This window comes from Microvirga guangxiensis (genome assembly GCF_900102135.1).
Classification (GTDB): Bacteria; Pseudomonadota; Alphaproteobacteria; order Rhizobiales; family Beijerinckiaceae; genus Microvirga; species Microvirga guangxiensis.
Window position 1 is genome coordinate 317286 of the sequence record NZ_FMVJ01000005.1, and the last position, 17675, is coordinate 334960.

General features: G+C 57.0%; 16 protein-coding genes. 8 read left to right on the forward strand and 8 right to left on the reverse strand.

Translation table 11 applies throughout. From position 1 onward, the window contains the following. Positions 1-13 precede the first annotated feature (13 nt). The 6 genes from BLP10_RS10355 to BLP10_RS10380 form a co-directional block, all read right to left on the reverse strand. Positions 14-2362 carry a 3-hydroxyacyl-CoA dehydrogenase/enoyl-CoA hydratase family protein gene (locus BLP10_RS10355; protein WP_091134024.1) on the reverse strand — a complete coding sequence of 783 codons (2349 nt, stop codon included), beginning with the start codon at positions 2360-2362 and terminating at the stop codon, positions 14-16. A gap of 336 nt (positions 2363-2698) precedes the next feature. After that, complete coding sequence (locus tag BLP10_RS10360) at positions 2699-2908, reverse strand: hypervirulence associated TUDOR domain-containing protein (RefSeq protein WP_091134026.1); 210 nt, start codon at positions 2906-2908, stop codon at positions 2699-2701. Continuing rightward, positions 2905-3705: an SDR family NAD(P)-dependent oxidoreductase gene (locus BLP10_RS10365; RefSeq protein ID WP_091134318.1), complete on the reverse strand. Its 801-nt coding sequence runs from the start codon at positions 3703-3705 to the stop codon at positions 2905-2907. The genes BLP10_RS10360 and BLP10_RS10365 overlap by 4 nt, the downstream gene beginning before the upstream one ends. 171 nt (positions 3706-3876) lie before the next feature. Next, positions 3877-4197 (reverse strand): hypothetical protein, encoded by a 321-nt coding sequence (locus BLP10_RS10370; RefSeq protein WP_091134028.1) that lies wholly within the window; start codon positions 4195-4197, stop codon positions 3877-3879. 142 nt (positions 4198-4339) lie between these two features. Next, the gene (locus tag BLP10_RS10375) at positions 4340-5158 is read right to left on the reverse strand and encodes a PfkB family carbohydrate kinase (protein WP_091134030.1); all 819 of its coding nucleotides are present in this window, start codon (positions 5156-5158) and stop codon (positions 4340-4342) included. Between the two features lie 37 nt (positions 5159-5195). Further along, on the reverse strand, positions 5196-6209 hold the full coding sequence (locus BLP10_RS10380; RefSeq protein ID WP_091134033.1) for an SIS domain-containing protein: 1014 nt from the start codon (positions 6207-6209) through the stop codon (positions 5196-5198). A 247-nt stretch (positions 6210-6456) separates the two neighbouring features. Between BLP10_RS10380 and BLP10_RS10385 the strand changes: the two genes are divergently transcribed. The 8 genes from BLP10_RS10385 (at position 6457) to BLP10_RS10420 (ending at position 15867) form a co-directional block, all read left to right on the forward strand. After that, positions 6457-7188 (forward strand): UTRA domain-containing protein, encoded by a 732-nt coding sequence (locus tag BLP10_RS10385; RefSeq protein WP_091134320.1) that lies wholly within the window; start codon positions 6457-6459, stop codon positions 7186-7188. Positions 7189-7717: 529 nt separating this feature from the next. Continuing rightward, positions 7718-8545, forward strand: a complete 828-nt coding sequence (locus BLP10_RS10390; protein ID WP_091134035.1) for a transporter substrate-binding domain-containing protein — start codon at positions 7718-7720, stop codon at positions 8543-8545. A 49-nt stretch (positions 8546-8594) separates the two neighbouring features. Beyond that, entirely contained in the window at positions 8595-9878 is a 1284-nt protein-coding gene (locus tag BLP10_RS10395; protein WP_091134037.1) for an NAD(P)/FAD-dependent oxidoreductase, read from the forward strand. 44 nt (positions 9879-9922) lie between these two features. Then, positions 9923-10897: an amino acid ABC transporter permease gene (locus BLP10_RS10400; RefSeq protein ID WP_091134039.1), complete on the forward strand. Its 975-nt coding sequence runs from the start codon at positions 9923-9925 to the stop codon at positions 10895-10897. Positions 10898-10943: 46 nt separating this feature from the next. Beyond that, positions 10944-11726, forward strand: coding sequence for an amino acid ABC transporter ATP-binding protein (locus tag BLP10_RS10405; RefSeq protein WP_091134322.1), 783 nt, complete (start codon positions 10944-10946; stop codon positions 11724-11726). A 43-nt stretch (positions 11727-11769) separates the two neighbouring features. Continuing rightward, positions 11770-13377 (forward strand): phytoene desaturase family protein, encoded by a 1608-nt coding sequence (locus BLP10_RS10410; protein WP_091134041.1) that lies wholly within the window; start codon positions 11770-11772, stop codon positions 13375-13377. A gap of 132 nt (positions 13378-13509) precedes the next feature. Next, positions 13510-14568 (forward strand): patatin-like phospholipase family protein, encoded by a 1059-nt coding sequence (locus tag BLP10_RS10415; RefSeq protein WP_091134043.1) that lies wholly within the window; start codon positions 13510-13512, stop codon positions 14566-14568. A 60-nt stretch (positions 14569-14628) separates the two neighbouring features. Next, the gene (locus BLP10_RS10420) at positions 14629-15867 is read left to right on the forward strand and encodes a DUF763 domain-containing protein (protein ID WP_091134324.1); all 1239 of its coding nucleotides are present in this window, start codon (positions 14629-14631) and stop codon (positions 15865-15867) included. Here the strand turns inward: BLP10_RS10420 and BLP10_RS10425 are convergent. Beyond that, the gene (locus tag BLP10_RS10425) at positions 15853-16251 is read right to left on the reverse strand and encodes a VanZ family protein (protein ID WP_091134045.1); all 399 of its coding nucleotides are present in this window, start codon (positions 16249-16251) and stop codon (positions 15853-15855) included. The two genes, BLP10_RS10420 and BLP10_RS10425, sit on opposite strands and share 15 nt — an antisense overlap. 40 nt (positions 16252-16291) lie before the next feature. Then, on the reverse strand, positions 16292-17440 hold the full coding sequence (locus BLP10_RS10430) for a glycosyltransferase family 2 protein (RefSeq protein WP_244510485.1): 1149 nt from the start codon (positions 17438-17440) through the stop codon (positions 16292-16294). Positions 17441-17675: the final 235 nt, after the last annotated feature.

A 17675-nucleotide genomic window follows, 5' to 3' on the forward strand; every position in this document is an offset into this window, starting at 1 on the left:
ATGGTGATAGGCCTCAGTTACGCAGGGGCTTGCCGGTCGAGAGCATATGCTCGATGCGCTCCCGCGTTTCTGGCATTTTCGCGAGTGCAATTACGGCATCCCGCTCCAGCGCCATCATATCTTCCTCAGAGACTTCATTTTTTGAGAGCCCTGCTCCTGTAAGAACGGACGCCAGCGTTTCGGCAAGTCTCATATCCGTTGCCGAGAGGCCGAGTTCCTCTTTCCGCTTTTCGGCGGGCCCCATGAGAGCCTGCTTGCCATCCGAACCAGCGAGTACGACTCTGGCGCGCTGCGGAATGCTGTATCCGGAACTGGCTAGAGATGCCGCCCGCTGAACAGTCACATCAAAGAGGTGGGCGCGGTTCATGACAATTTCGTCCTGCGAGCGCAGCAAGCCCTTGTCCCATGCATCGAGCGCTGAAGACGATGGATGGCCGGCGAGGATCGTATCGAACGCCAGCTGAGATGTAGCGGCGGGATCGGCTTCATTCCCGAGGCGCTCCTGCGCCCGCAATAGAAGCTGGGTACATCCGCCCCAGCCTGGCACAATGCCCACCTTGGTTTCTGGAAGGCCTGCCGCCAATTCCGCATGTGCGACGATGCCATCGCAATGGAGCATCAACTCGCAGCCGCCTCCTAGCGTAAGCCCGGCGACTCCTGCGACGACAGGGAAGGGCGCATACTTCATCTGCAGGAACAGTTGCTGGCCGCGAACGAGAAAGGCCGATAGGCCAGACCAATCCTCTTTGCGCACGAGGTCGACGAAGTAAGACAGGTCAGCACCGGCGGAGAAGGCACGCTGATCATCGTTGACGATGACAAGCGCTCTGAAATCGGATGCGCATTTGGCGAGACTTTGCTCCAAAGCGTCGAAAACGGCCGGCGTCAAACTGTTCATTTTTGTATGGGACTCAAGGCATGCGATGCCGTCGCCCGCATCCCAAAGCGAGGCTCCTTCGTTCCCCATGATCCTTGGACGCTTCCTTTTGACGGCGCTCAGCGTGAGAACGTCACTCTTTCCTGACGCCTGTGCCCTTGTGCCGTCGGTCCGAAGTGCGAGTCCTGTGGCTTTGTCATAGAAGCCGCCGGCCTGGGTCGCTGAAGTGAGGAGAGGCGGCGCACCGATGCCATCTTGCTTCAGGCGTTCAACGATGTTCTCCAACCCGCAGCGCTCGGCGAGCTTGAATGGGCCTTCACGCCAAGCGTAGCCAAGTTCCATGGCCGTATCGATGGCGGCAACATCATTGGCAACTTCCGGCCCCACTTCAGCGGCATAGACAATGAGACGGGACAGCACGCGCCAAGCATAGACGCCAAGCCGATCCTCGGATTGTAGGAGGGCTGAAAGATCTTTGCCCTTTCCAGGGAGAGCTGCCATGTCGACCCGCTGCTCCGTCCGGTAAAGCCCGGAGGAGAGATCGAGAACATCGCGCGATTTGTCAGCATTGACCCGATAGAAGCCACTCTTCGCTTTGCGTCCCAATTGCCCGGCCGCAATCATTCCTTGAACCGTACGGTCAGAGGGGAGGTCGTAGGTATGAATGTCGTCGGAAGCGGGCAGAGCGGTCATGAGGCTGCCCCATACGTGGGGAATGAGATCAATCCCGATAAGGTCAAGTAACCCGAAAGCGCCGGTCCTCGGCACGCCCAGAGCGGCCATGACCATGTCCGCTTCCTCGATGGTGAGACCTAGGCTCTTTGCTTCCAAGGCAGCCACAGCCAACCAATAGCAGCCGATGCGGTTGGCGATGAAGCCGGGAGTGTCGTGGCAGTCGACAACGGTTTTTCCGAGGATCCACTCCGAACCCGTTTTTGCGCGAGCTACCAGTTCAGGTGAGTTTTCAGGAGAGCTGACGATCTCGACAAGCCGCATGATGCGGGGCGGGTTGAAGAAATGTGTGATCAGAAATTCACCTGCGAATGAAGAGTCCAACTCAGCGATCAGATCCGCGCGGGGTATGGTGGATGTATTGGAGGAAAGGATCGCTCCGGCTTTCTTGATGCTGGCGATCCTGCGATAAAGATCTCGCTTGATATCGAGTTTTTCAATGACAGCTTCGACAATCCAATCGACCTCCGAAAGCCGCTGAAGATCGTCATCGATATTGCCTGGCCTTACGAGCTTGGCAGCGTCGGGATGCATGAACCCATTCGCCCTCAGTTGTCTGGCAATGCCTGCTTCGGCCGGGGCATTCGGCGATGAAGCCTCGCCTCGAATGTCCAGCAGATCGACGAGTATGCCGGCATTGGCAAATTGCGCGGCAATGCCTGAACCCATGGATCCCGCGCCGATGACGGCCGCCCGTTTGATACCCGCTTTCGGAAATTCGACAGCCGATGGGAAATGAAGGGGCTGGTTCATGCTATCTCCACAGGGTACAACCGCTTGGTCGGTTTTGCGGTGCCGAGCGCGGGTGAGCATCCATAGGGCCGAAGCTCAGCTATCGTGCGCTGTGACCCCGATTGATAAAGAGAGTTCCTCGCACGGCGCCGCATTGAAATCTGGCGCAGCGATCTTCGACTCGGATCACCTTGCGCGCAGTATTATTCCTACTGTTCAGTAAGCAGTTGTCAATGAAGTCGGAGAGTTGGGCTCATGGCCATTTGGAGGTTGACAGCCGATGAGGTCGAGCGCGTCAGCGAAACCGAAAACTCTCGCTCTGCTCTTTATGATGCTCGATTGTATCGCTTGTCTGATTTATGGCTTCTTGAGCTCACTCGGCTTGTGGGCTGCGACTTTGCCGGATTTATCGCTCTTCACGATGAACTGCGGATTGTCTTTCGAGGGCGCAACCTTGTGTCCCTTGATCTGTGTAGGGCTGGTCTGTTTCTTGACGACTTTGCCTGTGCTGTGCCCGCCAGACGAGTCCCATGATACTTTGTCGCCAGCCTTGTATGATTTGGTCATGGCTTGCTCTTTTCTCCCGAGCCGGGCTCGGCCATTTTTCGATGCTGTTCGGCCACTAGGCCTGCTGGTGTCACCGAGGCAATGGCACTCATGAGCTTATTCTTCCAGCCGGTCACCACGTCGCCTTGGCCCTTCATCATGGCGTCGAAGCCAGCTCTGGCGACCTCTGCGGGATCATCCTTCTTGGACTGCCCCACCTGGGTGTCCAGCATGTCGGCTCTTTCGAAGAACTCAGTTTCTGTTGCTCCGGGCATAAGGCATGTAACGGTGATATTGGTATCCTTGAGTTCAATGCGCAGGGCAAACGAGAAGGAGTCCAGAAAGGCCTTGCTGCCATTGTAGGCAGCCTGAAAACTGCCTGGCATGAAACCGGCGATCGAGCCTGTAATCAGGATACGTCCCGAATTGCGGGATCGCATATCCCGACCTACCTTCTGAATGAGATACAGAGTGCCAGTGATGTTCGTGTCGATCACATCTCGGATGTCATTGAAGTCTTGATCGAGGAAAGCCTTGCCCAGCCCTCGACCTGCATTGGCCAGAAGCGCTTCAACAGGACGGTTAAACGCCCCTATTGCTTGATAAAGTTTGTCGACGCCATCCATGGTGGCGAGATCCGCCTCGACAGCCTCAACCTTGGCGCCAAATTTTCGGAAGTCGTCTGCGGCCTCGTTGATCCGTGATTCATCGGCCGCAATGACAAGATCGAAGCCATTCTCTGCGCAACATTTCGCCAGTTCATAGCCGATCCCTGTGGAGGCTCCCGTCACGACGGCAAGAGAACGATCTTCAGCCATAGGAATAACCTGTCCGCAGATATGGGTGGGCGAATTGAAAGGTCTCTCTTCGCCAACCGCAACATCCACGCAGGATGAAATGTTCCGCTCAGTTCAAGGCTGCCCGAGCCCCACACAAGGGCATGCAGAATTCCTAAGGTTCAGGAGCGCCACGTTAATTTAACTTCTTTGTCACTCTGAAACGTTTGTGTCAGTTGGAGGGACTGCTTCCGCCAACACAGGCTTCTTAGAAGCACTTTTCCGTTTTGTAGGCTTCTTTGCGCTCTCGTCGGACGTTCTCTTGATGGCTGGCTTTGCGCCCTTGGACTTGGCGCCTTTGCGGATCGCCTCGAGGCCCTCCTGGACAGATTTCAGAAAGCTCTCCGCAGCCGACCCAGGGTCAGAATACGCCACGAGCTTGGTCAAGGTTCGCTCAAGTTTTTCCCCACGTTTCACGGCCTTTGCTATGAGCTCTGAGCGTTTCTGGAGCTGATCTTTATCTGTTTTCGCCATCGGGGACCCCATCGTTGCCGGGAAGGGATAGCAGTCAGACGCTATGCCGCCTAATGAAGTTTGTGCGACTGTTTTGGGATAGGATCGCACTGGGGTGTGGAAGCGCCCAGATCAGGTCATCTCCCAAAGAAGTCCAGCAACATCATGCGGCGAGCGGGAGCACAGGCTGAGGAAAGCCGCCGACGTGGCGGCAGGTTTCGGCGGCTGTGTCGCGCCCGATCTCCAAACAGGTCTGTAGATCATCTCCTCGCGAATAACTTGATATGAATCCGGCGATGAAACTGTCGCCGGCGCCTGTCGTATCGACGATTTCCACGGGGCGGATCCCCGCTGCTGCAACCTGTGTACCATCTGAGGCCATGCTGCCGCGGGAGCCACAGGTAACGACGGCAATCCTTGCGCCGCCCGCGAGGAGGGTGCTCAGGATTTGTTCTGCCTCAGCGTGATCCTCGCCAGCCGAAGCGAACACGCAGTCAAGCCCCTCGATTCCGAGATGCTGCGTATCGGTGTTGACGGAAACATCCTGCGAGACGCTGACACCGGCAGCTTTGAGGGTGCGGCGGAGAGCCCCGCCATCATCGAGCCATCCGATATGGACATGGCGCATCTTCAACAGAACCTGCAGATCAAGATCGCTTGGACGATAGCCTTTGCATACCCCGAACTCCTCGAGGACAAAGGTTCGTTCCCCCGCCTCGTTCACTTCTATGTTGGTGTAGGCGGTCGCTCCTGGTCGGATCTGGACATGATCGGTGTAAAGACCATTGTCCTTGAAGCATCCCAGCATACGGCGACCAGCCTCATCGGAGCCGACCGCACCAAAGTATCCTGTCCTGAGGCCGCGCCTGCTGAGCTGCACGGCAACATTGACTGCATTGCCCCCGATCAGCGAAAGGCCGATAGGGGGCAGGAATCGATCGATGCAGTTGTCTCCAACCGCCGCAAACTCAAAGAAGTTCATTCTGTTTCCCCTCGCTGCGGCGCTCTTCGCTTCTGTCTCAATAGGCGACGCGCTTGTAATAGCGGCGCGTGGACAGCGGATGATTGCGCTTTACTTCCAAGTGTGCGCTGATCCGCTCGAAGATGGTGGCAAGGATCACGGGTGAGATCAAGGTGCGAACCTTGTCGGAAATGCCGGGGAGCTCAAACTCCACTGTATCGAAGACACGGACTTTGTCCGTATACTCGGGCAGGAAGCGTTCGACGCGCTCGACGAGAGGGCGAGCTGCATCTTCACCCTTGAACAGAAGAACGCTGACACCTTTTTCCACGAGTTCCAGCGTGCCGTGGAAGAAGTCCGAGGAGTGAACCGGGCGTGTGCGGATCCACTGCATCTCTTCGAGGATGCACATGCCGTAATAGAATGCCTCGGGCCATGTTGAACCTGCGCCCGTCACGATGTGATATGGCTCGCTCTTGATCTCTTCTGCAACGCGCTCCGCCTTCTCCTCGTATGCCTTCTTGATGCTGAGGAGAGCATGCGGCAGGCGCACCAGTTCCTGGATGGTGTCGTCGAAATCCGCATATTCGCCGTGCAGGTTCATGACCGCAAGAGCAATGATCAGGGATTGGAGATAGAAGGATTCACAGGAGGTATCGTCCTCGGCGAAATTCACGAATGCATAATCAGCGCCCTTGGCCAGGGGGGTCTCGGCATGACCGATGAGGCTGATGACTTTCGCTCCCTTCGTTCTGCAGTATTCCATCGCCGCCACGCTTTCCTTCGTGGTGCCGGAGAGGGAAGGGACGACGACGATGGATTTCGGTCCAAGAGCCCGATGGCCGGTCAGCACCACCTCGGCTGTCATTTCCAGAAATGTGGGGAAGGAAGACTGACGCTGAAGCAACTGCGCAGCAGGCATCATCAGGATCGCAGCGCCACCGGTCCCTAAGAAAAAGAGATTCTCTGCACCCTGTTCGATGCATTCCTGGACCGCGCGATAGAGGCCACCGGCGTGGGATACAGCACCGGACTGGATGCGCAGGAAGCGCTTTTCATCAAAGTTCAGCATGAGGGTTCTCAAAACAGGTGGCGAAAGGACACAAGGACAGTCGTCTGACAACTTGATTTGACATTGCGAGCCTGTCAAGCCGAAACCCTGTGGAACTTCACTTTCGAGCGAGGAAAAAGGGATTCTAGGGCGAAGCATCGTTGATTTGGTTTGTGGACAAATGCCCTAAACTTGCACCCGAGTGCAGAATGGTCCAATCCTGTGGACTGACAACTAGCTCTGGGAGTGACTCAAAATCACTATGTCCTTGATTACGCCGCTTCGCGACGAGCGAACCTTGGTCCTGAAGTTGCGAGATGCCATCACGGCTTTGATCGATGAGCAAGGATTGAAGCCTGGCGATCAACTGCCAACCGAGGCAGAGCTCACCCGCAAGTTTCAAATCTCTCGGCCTGCGCTCCGAGAGGCTCTGAAGCTCATGGAGCAGGATGGTGCTATCTATGTGAAGCATGGCAAAGGACGGTTCGTGTCGGCTGCGGCTGCGCTGCAAGTCGAGCGGCCGATTACCTGCTTCGAGAGCGTCACCGACATGCTGCACAAGTCGGGTTACCGTCCGACCAACAGGGTGCTTTCGATTTCCGAGGAGGTGGCGTCGGATGAGGTTCGAGAGGCTCTGCGCCTGGAGCAGGGCGCTCGTGTGATCCGCCTGGAGCGCCTGAGAATGCAAGGGGATGAAGTCCTTGTGTATTGCTTGGACTACATTCCCCGCTCTGTCATTCCGGATCGGCTCTACGATATCGACTGGAGTGGATCCGTGCTTGATCTCTTGGAGAGGCATGGCTCGCGCCCGCGCATGTCGACGGCAGTTGCAACATCTACTTTGTTGCCGAACGATGTGAGCGAGCGAAATGACTTGCACGATTTCGGTCCCGCTTTTCTGATCACGGAAACCACCTTCACACCGACAGGAATTCCAGTCATCTTTGCGAAGGATTATCACCGCGGCAGTCGCTTCTCGTTCAGCTTCGTTCGTAAATAACGCTGCTGCATGCACCAAGATATCCTGCTTGAGGCCGGTACGGCTTTGCACTTGCAGGACGCGGTTGAAAGCTTCTTTCCCTTTCGACATCCGTCTTGACAGCGTTAAAGATTAGTCGTCTGCTGTCAGACAACATTAATCGGCAAAAAAGCCGAAAGGGAGAGGTTTCATGACTAAGTCACTATCCATGAAGAGTTTTTTCACATTGCCCGTTAGGCGGCTCTGACTATGTCAGAGAACATGTGGAGTGGTCTACAAGCGGGCATCCGGAATCCTTTTGGCACAGGGAGAGCGCAGAAGCGCCTCGGGCCTGACTTCGTGGGGAACCTCAAGCTCAACTTCCATGCGCCGAGCTTTGCTGCGGCTCTGTGCGCCAATCGTCTTGTTCAAGACGCTTCCTGCAGCCTTGCATCGTGTGATGCGAGAAGCGCCTTCAACGCTCGGCAGGATCGGGCGTGAGCTGCGGCTCCAAGAAATAGGACTAACCTATCGCCTTGATATCAATCCAACAGCAGAGGGAAGATGAAGGATGCGCAAGCTCTTTCTTGGTACTGTAATGGCACTGGGATTCGTCTCGGTCATGAACGCCGCAGCCGTAGCCGGCCCGACGATGGACCGTGTCATGAAGGCCGGCGAGATGAAAGTCGCCACCAACAGCGGTTGGCCCCCGCAAAGCTATCTTGACGACAACAACAAACTCGTCGGCTTCGACGTCGATGTAGCGAATGAGATCGCCAAGCGTCTTGGCGTCAAAGTGCGCTTTGAGACGCCTGAATGGAATGTGATGACAGGCGGACGCTGGCATGGACGCTTCGACGTTGCCGTCGGTTCGGTGACGCCGACCAAGGCTCGCTCGCAGGTTATCGATTTTGCGGGTATCTATTACTATAGCCCTTACGTCTTCGCTGTGCATAAGGACAGCAAGGCTACATCCCGTGACGATCTGAACGGCAAGAAGATCGGCGTCGAAACAGGAACGACCTCCGAGGATTATATCAACCGTCGTCTTGAGATCGATGCCCCCGGCCTGCCGCCGATTCAGTACACACTGACGCCCGGCGAGGTGAAGACCTACGCTGACTCGATGCTGCCTTTCGACGATCTGCGTCTGGGTGACGGCACGCGCATCCATGCGGTGATCGCACCGGAGCAGACGGCGCAGAACGCTATCAAGAACCGCTATCCGGTCAAGATCCTGCCGGGCGAGGCTGCCTTCAAGGAACCGCTCGTGGTCGTGACGGACAAAGGCGATCCAGAATGGACCGCCAAGCTCGGCACCGTCATTCAGGCCATGAAGGATGACGGCACGCTCAGCAAGCTGACCACCAAGTGGTACGGCAACGATTACAGCAAGTAATCGTACTGCTTTCCTGAAACTTCTCCATCCGCGATACAACACGATCATCATGTCTTACATCGAAACCTATTACCGCCGGGCACTGGGTCCGGATGCTGTCCAGAGGCCGGCGCTCGAGGGAGCCGTGAAGGTCGATGTTTGTGTTGTGGGTGGAGGATTGGCCGGTCTGACGGCCGCTCTCGAACTGGCGCGCAAAGGCCGCAAAGTCTGCGTGCTGGAGGCCAATCGGGTAGCGTGGGGCGCCTCGGGGCGCAACGGCGGCTTCGTGAGCCCCGGCTGGGCAGCCCGCTATAAGAACATCCAACGCATGGCGGGCATGGATCAGGCGAAGGAACTGCATCGGTTGTCCATCGAGGGCGCTGATGTCGTTCGGCAAAATGTCCAGGCTCTCGCCGCCGAGGCGAAGCCGACGCCCGGCATCCTCGGAGCCGTGCGCTATGAGGCGACCGATGGCCTGAAGGCGCATCGCGACTGGCTTCAAAAAGAATTCAATTACAATGTCGAGTTCAAGAGCAGAGACGAGGTTCAGCAGCTGCTGGTCTCGCCGCGATATTATCAAGCCCTGCTCGACCCAAATGCTTTCCACTTCAATCCTCTCATTTATGCACGTGCCTTGGCTGCGGAAATCGAGCGCCTGGGCGGGCATATCTATGAGGGGTCGGCTGTCGTTGCGATCGGATTGGGCGGAACGTCCAAGATTGCCAAAACTGCACATGGTTCCGTCGCGGCAGAGCACATCGTCATCGCCTCTGGCGGATATACCGGCAATCTCGTGCCGCAGCTCAAGCACAGCTATCTGCCGATTGCCACTTATGTGATGCTGACCAAACCCAATCGGGATTTGATCGCAAGCGCCATTCGCACCGAAGCTGCAATCGGCGACGACCGCCGTGCCGGTGATTATTACCGTCTCGTCGATGGCGGCGAGCGCATCCTGTGGGGCGGCAAGATCACAACGAAGACCACGGAACCCCGCCTGCTTGGACGCCTGCTGCACAAGACCATGGTCTCCACCTATCCTCAATTGAAGGATCTCGATGTGGAGATCGTTTGGTCGGGGCTCATGTCCTACGCACGCCACATGATGCCTCAGATCGGACGGTTGCAACCCGGGGTCTGGTACTGCACTGCGTTCGGGGGACATGGCCTCAATACGACGGCCATCGGCGGCCGCGTGATCGCCGAAGCGATATTGGGCGAGAGCGATCGATACAAATTGTTCGCTCCGTTCGGACTTGCCTGGAACGGATGGATCGCTGGCCGTGCGGCCGCTCAGCTTACCTACTGGGCTTATCAGGCTGCGGACCTCTTCCGGGAGCGGAAGTCGGCCTGACAATTTCTGATTTGGTTGAAACGGATTGATAGAGGCTAGGCCAGATGCATTATGCCGATAACGTCGATTACCCGAGATTACTGTCGCGGCCGTCGGTCTATATTCCAGGTCTTGGTGTTCTCTTTGGCGTTCTTGTTTATGCGCAGGCCGGAACGTCATCGATCGGCAAGGTTCTCGCTGGATTGTTCGGCCTAGCAGATGATCCGGGGTTCGCCGCGAACCTTCTTGTCGCGCTTCTCATCACGGCGGTCGTTGCTCTCAACGTTGCTATGGTGATGAGGCTTACTATCCGGCAACAGATGTACGTGGTCTGGGCAGAGCTGGCGGTGCTAGTCCTGTTGTTCTTCTACTCTTTCGATCTCAGCTTCGAGTTCATCCGCCGCAAGATCGGCTTTCTATTGACGCAGGGGCTGATGACGACTCTCTACGTCTCGGCCATTTCCATCGTCATCGCATCAATCCTGGCAATGATCGGGGCCATCGCCAAGCTGTCGTCGAACGGCATTGCCCTGGGCATCGCTAATTTCTACACGTCGCTGTTCCGAGGTCTCCCGCTGCTCATGCAGATCTACATGATCTACCTGGGCTTGCCGCAGCTCGGATATGTCATCAACGCCGTGCCTGCCGGTATCCTGGCTCTGTCTCTCTGCTACGGCGCATACATGACCGAGATTTTTCGCGCGGGGATCGAGAGCATTCCAAAGGGGCAGTGGGAAGCCTCCCGCGCGCTCGGGTTGAAGCCGCGAGATACGATGACCCGCATCATTCTCCCGCAAGCCATGCGTATCATCATCCCGCCGACCGGAAACCAGTTTATCGCCATGCTGAAAGACAGCTCGCTGGTCTCGGTCGTTGGCGTGTGGGAACTCATGTACCTGGCACGTACGCAGGGGCAGACCGAGTTCCGACATGTGGAAATGATGATCACCGCCTCTCTGATCTACTGGATACTCTCCATCGTTCTGGAACTCATACAGGGCCGGATCGAGCGACGCTACAACAAGGCCCAGACGCGATGATGGATGGCTCGCTCAAGATCGAATGCATGCGAGAGGAGATGAACCCATGATTCAAAAAAAGCTCACTCTCGTGGAAACGGCTCCTGCGGCCGGTTCTCTTCCTGCGGTTCAGATCAGAAACCTGTCGAAATGGTATGGCACCTTTCAGGCCTTGAAGAATGTCGATCTCACCATCGCTCGCGGTGAGAAGCTCGTGATCTGCGGGCCCTCGGGATCAGGAAAGTCAACTCTCATTCGCACCATCAATGCCCTTGAGAGCTTCCAGGACGGGCAGATCGTGGTCGACGGCATCCAGCTGACACGCAAGCCCGAGGATGTGGAGGCTGTCCGCAAACGCGTCGGCATGGTGTTCCAGCAGTTCAACCTCTTTCCGCATCTGACTGTTCTGGAAAACTGCACCTTGGCCCTTCGCCTCGTTCGCGGCGTCTCGCAGAAGGAGGCCGAGGAAAAGGCTTTGCACTACTTGGGCAAGGTCCGGATTCCCGATCAGGCGCATAAATATGCCTCTCAGCTTTCCGGAGGTCAGCAGCAGCGCGTGGCCATCGCACGCGCACTTTCCATGCAGCCCGACATCATGCTGTTCGACGAGCCGACCTCAGCTCTCGACCCCGAGATGGTCAAGGAGGTGCTGGACACCATGACACAGCTCGCAGGGGAAGGCATGACCATGGCAGTCGTGACTCATGAGATGGGCTTTGCCCGGCAGGTGGCGGACCGGGTGGTCTTCATGGACCGCGGCGAGATCGTGGAGCAGGGGGTGCCGTCCGAGTTTTTCTCGAACCCCAAGGAGCTGCGCGCTCGAACCTTCTTGAGCCAGATCCTTCACTGATCTAGCTTCCAGGCTGCCAAAAGAAACCGTTAAAGGGGGAAACGTGGCCAAGGATTGCGATGTCGTCGTTATCGGTGCGGGACATAACGGACTTGTCTGTGCCTTTTATCTCGCGGCAGCAGGATACAAGGTGAAAGTTTTCGAGCAGCGCCCTGTGGTTGGCGGCGCTGCCGTGACCGAGGAATTCCATCCGGGGTTCCGCAACTCCGTGGCGTCCTACACCGTCAGCCTCCTCAATCCGAAGATCATTCGAGATCTCGATCTCCCTCGTCACGGACTGAAGGTCGTCGAGCGCCGCCTCTCCAACTTTCTTCCTCTTCCGAACGATCAATATCTCAAGGTCGGTGAGGGCGTGACCCGCTCTGAGATCGCGCGGTTCAGCGCCAAGGATGCGGAGCGCTATGACGCTTATTCGAACGAGATCGCTGCCATTGCCGATGTGCTGCGCGATCTTGTGCTCCAGCAGCCTCCAAACTTGGTTGAGGGCGGCTGGCGCGCCGCATTGTCGGAGGGGTGGCGCGCGCTGCTGACCGGCAACCGACTGCGCGGCCTCTCCATGGCGAACAGGAGGGCTCTTCTCGATCTCTTCGCGAAATCGGCGGGCGATTATCTGGATGGCTGGTTCGAGACGGATTGCGTGAAGGCTGTTTTCGGCTTCGATGCAATCGTCGGCAACTTTGCAAGCCCCTATACCCCGAACACCGCCTATGTGCTGCTCCACCATGTCTTCGGTGAGGTAAATGGCAAGAAAGGCGCTTGGGGCCACGCCATTGGGGGGATGGGTGCAATCACGCAGGCAATGGCGAAGGCCGCTCGCGAACGCGGCGTCGAGATCGAGACCAGCGCACCGGTGAGAGAAGTGATTGTCGAAAAGGGCAGGGCGGTTGGGATCGTCCTGAAGAATGGACGCACCGTCCGCTCACGCGCTGTGGCCGGAAACGTTCATCCAAAGCTGCTCTTCGATAGGCTGGTGCCGGAAGACGCCTTGCCGACCGAGTTTCTCCAGCGCATGCGGCGATGGAAGTCGGGCTCCGGAACGTTCCGCATGAACGTCGCACTCTCGTCACTGCCGAGCTTTACGGCGCTCCCTGGACGGGAGGTAGCCGACCATCATACGGCCGGCATCATCATTGCGCCGTCGCTGGCCTATATGGATCGCGCTTATGACGACGCGAAGCAGTTCGGTTGGAGCCGCGAGCCCATTGTCGAAATGCTGATCCCCTCGACCCTTGACGACAGCCTGGCTCCCAAGGGTGCGCATGTGGCGAGCCTGTTCTGTCAGCATGTGCAGCCGGCCTTCTCCGATGGGCGTTCATGGGACGATCATCGTGAGGAGGTGGCCGATCTGATGATCGAGACGGTCGATCGTCATGCGCCCGGCTTCAAAGAGAGCGTTGTCGGGCGACAGATCATGAGCCCACTCGATCTCGAACGCACTTTCGGCCTCATCGGCGGCGACATTTTCCACGGCGCCTTGACATTGGACCAGATCTTCAGCGCCCGGCCGATGCTGGGGCACGCGGATTATCGTGCGCCCATTACGGGGCTTTATATGTGCGGTGCCGGTACGCATCCCGGAGGAGGTGTCACAGGAGCGCCCGGCCATAATGCGGCCCGTGCCGTGATGGCGGACATGAGACGCCTCAACTGAGACGGACCGCCACCTGCTCAAAACCGTCAGAACACAGATATGCTAGCCTGGATCTGCCGAAGTGTCGCAGGCTTTCTGCCAGTCATTCAAACTGTGCTAATCCTGCTGCAAATTTGATGGACGGAGAGCAGGATGACTGGCCGCGCGGCGAAACACCCTAGCAACCTTCTCGGCTTGGTCGGCCCTGATGCCGAAAAGACAGTTTGCCTTGCTCTCCAGGGTGGTGGGGCACATGGCGCGTTCACTTGGGGCGTCCTGGATTATCTGCTCGAAGATGGCCGCTTGGCTATTGAAGCCATTACCGGAGCAAGCGCGGGCGCTATGAATGCTGTCGTCTTGGTGGAGGGCTGGCTCGAGGGCGGACGGGATGGGGCTCGCGAACAACTTCACAAGTTCTGGCGGCGTGTGAGCCTGGATGGCGGCTTCTCTCCCATCCAGCGCTCCCTCTTTGACCACTTCCTCAATTTCTGGAGTGGGGCCCAATCGACGAACCTGTGGAGTGGGGCGTTCTCCCACATAGCCAGTCCCTATGACTTGAATCCCCTCGACATCAACCCCCTGAGGGATGCCTTGAACGATATGATCGATTTCGAGAGGGTCAGAACCTGCAGGGAGACGAAGCTCTTCGTCTCGGCCACGAATGTGTGGACGGGGAAGATCCGTGTCTTTTCGGCCCCTGAACTCACCGTGGACCATGTTCTGGCATCCGCATGTCTTCCGACAGTCTTCAAGGCGGTGGAGATTGATGGTGAGCCATATTGGGATGGAGGTTATACGGGAAATCCAGCTCTTTTTCCGTTGTTCTATGAAGCCCAGACGGATGACATCCTGCTGGTCCAGATCAATCCCGTCGAGCGCAGATCGACACCTCGAACATCTGAGGAGATCCACAGCAGGCTGAACGAGGTAACCTTCAACGCCAACCTCCTTTATGAGCTCAGGGCCATCGGTTTCGTGCGGCGGCTGATCGATGAGGGGAAGCTCTCAACCGATGAATACAAGCGCGTGCTCATGCACCGCATTCACGGTGGGGCGGACCTCGATGCCTATGCGGCCTCGTCACGTCTTGATGCGCGATGGGATTTTTTTGAGAAGCTGAGAGACCTTGGGCGAGTGGCTGCCCACACATGGCTCGATGAGAACTATCGTGCGCTGGGGCGGGAGAGTACGCTTGATCTGGCAAATGCATAGTTCAAGCCGATCTTGATCCGCCACATCCAATCAGAAGAGCCAGAGAAAGGCCTGATCGTCATGGCAAGAAAAGCAGGCAGTGCTGACCTGCCGCTTCATAGCGGGCATGTGCCGAGATGGCTTGCGGACCGCATGACACGCCTTGGCGCTGTGATCAGCGAAGCCATCGTGCACCATTACGGTCGCGACGAGTTGCTGCGACGCTTGGCCCATCCTTTCTGGTTTCAGTCTTTTGGAGCCGTGATGGGGATGGACTGGCATTCCTCCGGCATAACCACCAGCGTGATCGGAGCTCTCAAGCGCGGTCTCACGCCCCTATCGACAGAGCTTGGTATTCATGTTTGCGGCGGGCGAGGGCGCCACTCGCGTCAAACCCCGCAAGAGCTGAGCTCTATCGGGGAGCGGGTGGGGTTCGACGGCTCGGCTCTCGCAAAAGCCAGCCGTCTGGTCGCCAAGGTCGACAGCGCGGCGCTTCAGGACGGGTTCGACCTTTATCTGCATGGCTTCATCGTCACTGACAGCGGCAACTGGGCCGTCGTCCAGCAGGGTATGAACGACGCCCGCAGGCAGGCGCGCCGCTATCATTGGCTTTCCGAAGACCTCAAGAGTTTTGTCGATGAACCGCATACAGGCATCGATGGGGTCGGACAGGGCACGATCGTCAATCTCACAGACCGCCGAGCCGAAGCCTCACGTCAAGTCCAGCTCGAGCTGTTGGATACGATGGGGCCAGATGGCATTGCAAGAAAGTTTGCGTCGCTGGTTGAACGCGAAAACGAGCCTGCTGCTTCTCAGCCCCTCCTGCCGCACCTTGTCATGCCGGATCACCACGATGTCCGCTCCAAGGACGTAGTCCTGCGGCGTCTTCATGGGAGCCTGGCAGCGGCTGCGGAGCGTGGACCTGAGGACTTCTCTGACTTGCTGCTTACCCCCGGGGTAGGGCCTCGGACTGTACAGGCGCTCGCCATGGTGGCGGAGGTCGTTCATGGAACGCCTTGCCGCTTCAGCGACCCTGCGCGCTTCTCATTCGCTCATGGCGGTAAGGATCGGCACCCGTTTCCAGTCCCGCTGCGTGTGTACGATCAAACGATCCAGGTTTTGAAGTCGGCCGTTCAGAAGGCTAAACTCGGCCATAAGGAAGAATTGTTCGCCTTAAGGCGGCTCGATGACCAGGCACGCGCTTTGGAACACCTCGCTACAGGCCCAGATTTCGACGACCTCATAGCTGAGGAACGGAAAAACTCGCATAGCTATGGCGGTCGTTCCGTATTCGGGGATGAGCCTTCATCGGAAGTCTAGATCTGATTTCTTTCTGGAAACAAGAGGTGAAGCCGATTGCATCTGTTTCTGCTCTAAAAGGATCATCCATACGATAACCCCAAGGATAGCGCCCGAGCTGCTCGCAAAAGCATCGGCAATGTGAGGTGTTCGTCCAGGAACAAGGAACTGGAGCATTTCGAGAAGCACGCTGTAGGAGGCAAGGCCTCCCGCAATCTCCCAATTCTTCCGAGAATAACCAAGCATGAACATCGTAGCCGTGCCGAAATAGGCGATGGCATGCTCATAGCCTCCTGGCATTCCCGAACGCACTTGCACATGACCAGGGATGAGGGAGAGAACCGCGAGCAGAAGGATACAGAGCCACGCTGCGCCTTTAAAACCTCGCGAATGAAGCATGCGCATAATCCTTCTCTCATCTCAAAATCAAAATCGCGATCTGGGCTTAGCGCGCGGCCTTCTTCCAGACGGGTGATGCAGTCCCGCGCATCCAATCAAGAAAACCGAAAGCGACGCCGACATTCATGCGGATGAGAAAATAGCAAATACGACTCAGACGTTGGAGGACGCCCTGACGATTCTGCTGGTACATCCCAAAAAGCGCGGAGCCAAAGAGCAGACCATGGGCGGTCACAAGCAGGATGTACTCCGCTCTTTCAGGGTGAGATAGACTTAGAACGACGCTCGCTAATGTCGAGCTTAAGAGCGCAAAAGGCATCATAAGCCGCAGGAGCTTATGGGAGAAGAAGGCCGCCATCACGAACGGCCTGTGAAGCGGCAGAAGACTCATGTACCTGAGCTGTAGCCATCTTCCGGCAGCAATTCGCCTGCGCCGCACATACTCGTCACCCTCACTGATCGATGCCAGCTCCTCAGCGACTGCCGTAGGGGCGAACCGGACATCGAGACCCTGAGCGAGAACGGCCAATGCGAGATAGGCATCATCGTTGATGATGGAGGCCGGAAACGGACGGAAGACATCTTTCCGCACTGCGACGATCTCTCCGACAGCGGCAACAGTTGTTCCAAGGCGTGACTCCGCCTGCCTGATGGCATTCTCATATTTCCAGTAAAAGCCTTCTGACCTGCCGAAGCCCGTATCGCCCTGGTTGCGAGCGCGGACAATCTTTACGCCGCTAACGGCGCCGACATTTCGGTCGGAAAATCCCTCGACGAGAGCCCGTATCGCCTGAGGTTCGTACATAGCATTGGCGTCGGAAAATACGATGATGTCTCCCGTTGCCTGAGCCGCAGCCCGGTTCAAAGCTGCAGCCTTGCCTCTGCGTTGGGGCTCGAACATCGCTTTGACACCACGATCTGCATATGAGGCAGCGATATCCAAGGTTCTGTCCGACGATCCATCCGCAGCAACGAGGATCTCCAAGTTAGGGTAATCGAGCTCGAAACTGTTGCTCAACTTCTCGCGAATGACCTTTTCCTCGTTAAAGGCCGCGATCACGAGCGAGACGCGAGGGAAATAGCTGCTGGGTGTGTTTCGGGATTTGCGCAACCGTGCAGCGATGAAAACGATCAGTGGATACACTGCATAATGGTAAAGCATCAGACAGATGCTTCCGAAAGCCACCGCCTCCATCACGTTTACTGCCATGCTCCATCTTCCTTCCGCATCCGGTTGGCGGCCGCACCCATAGAACTAGCCGCGATTGAGATAGTGATGAACTAAGGTCGGAGTATTGCTGACAGAAAGAGGTGGTAAGTGCTGTGACTACAAAGAGGTAACAACTATTCGCGTGGTTTAGTGCGATGTTGTTTTTGACACCCCGACACTGCGATCTCTAAAATTATAATCCTAAGCCGGTGGTTGAGTT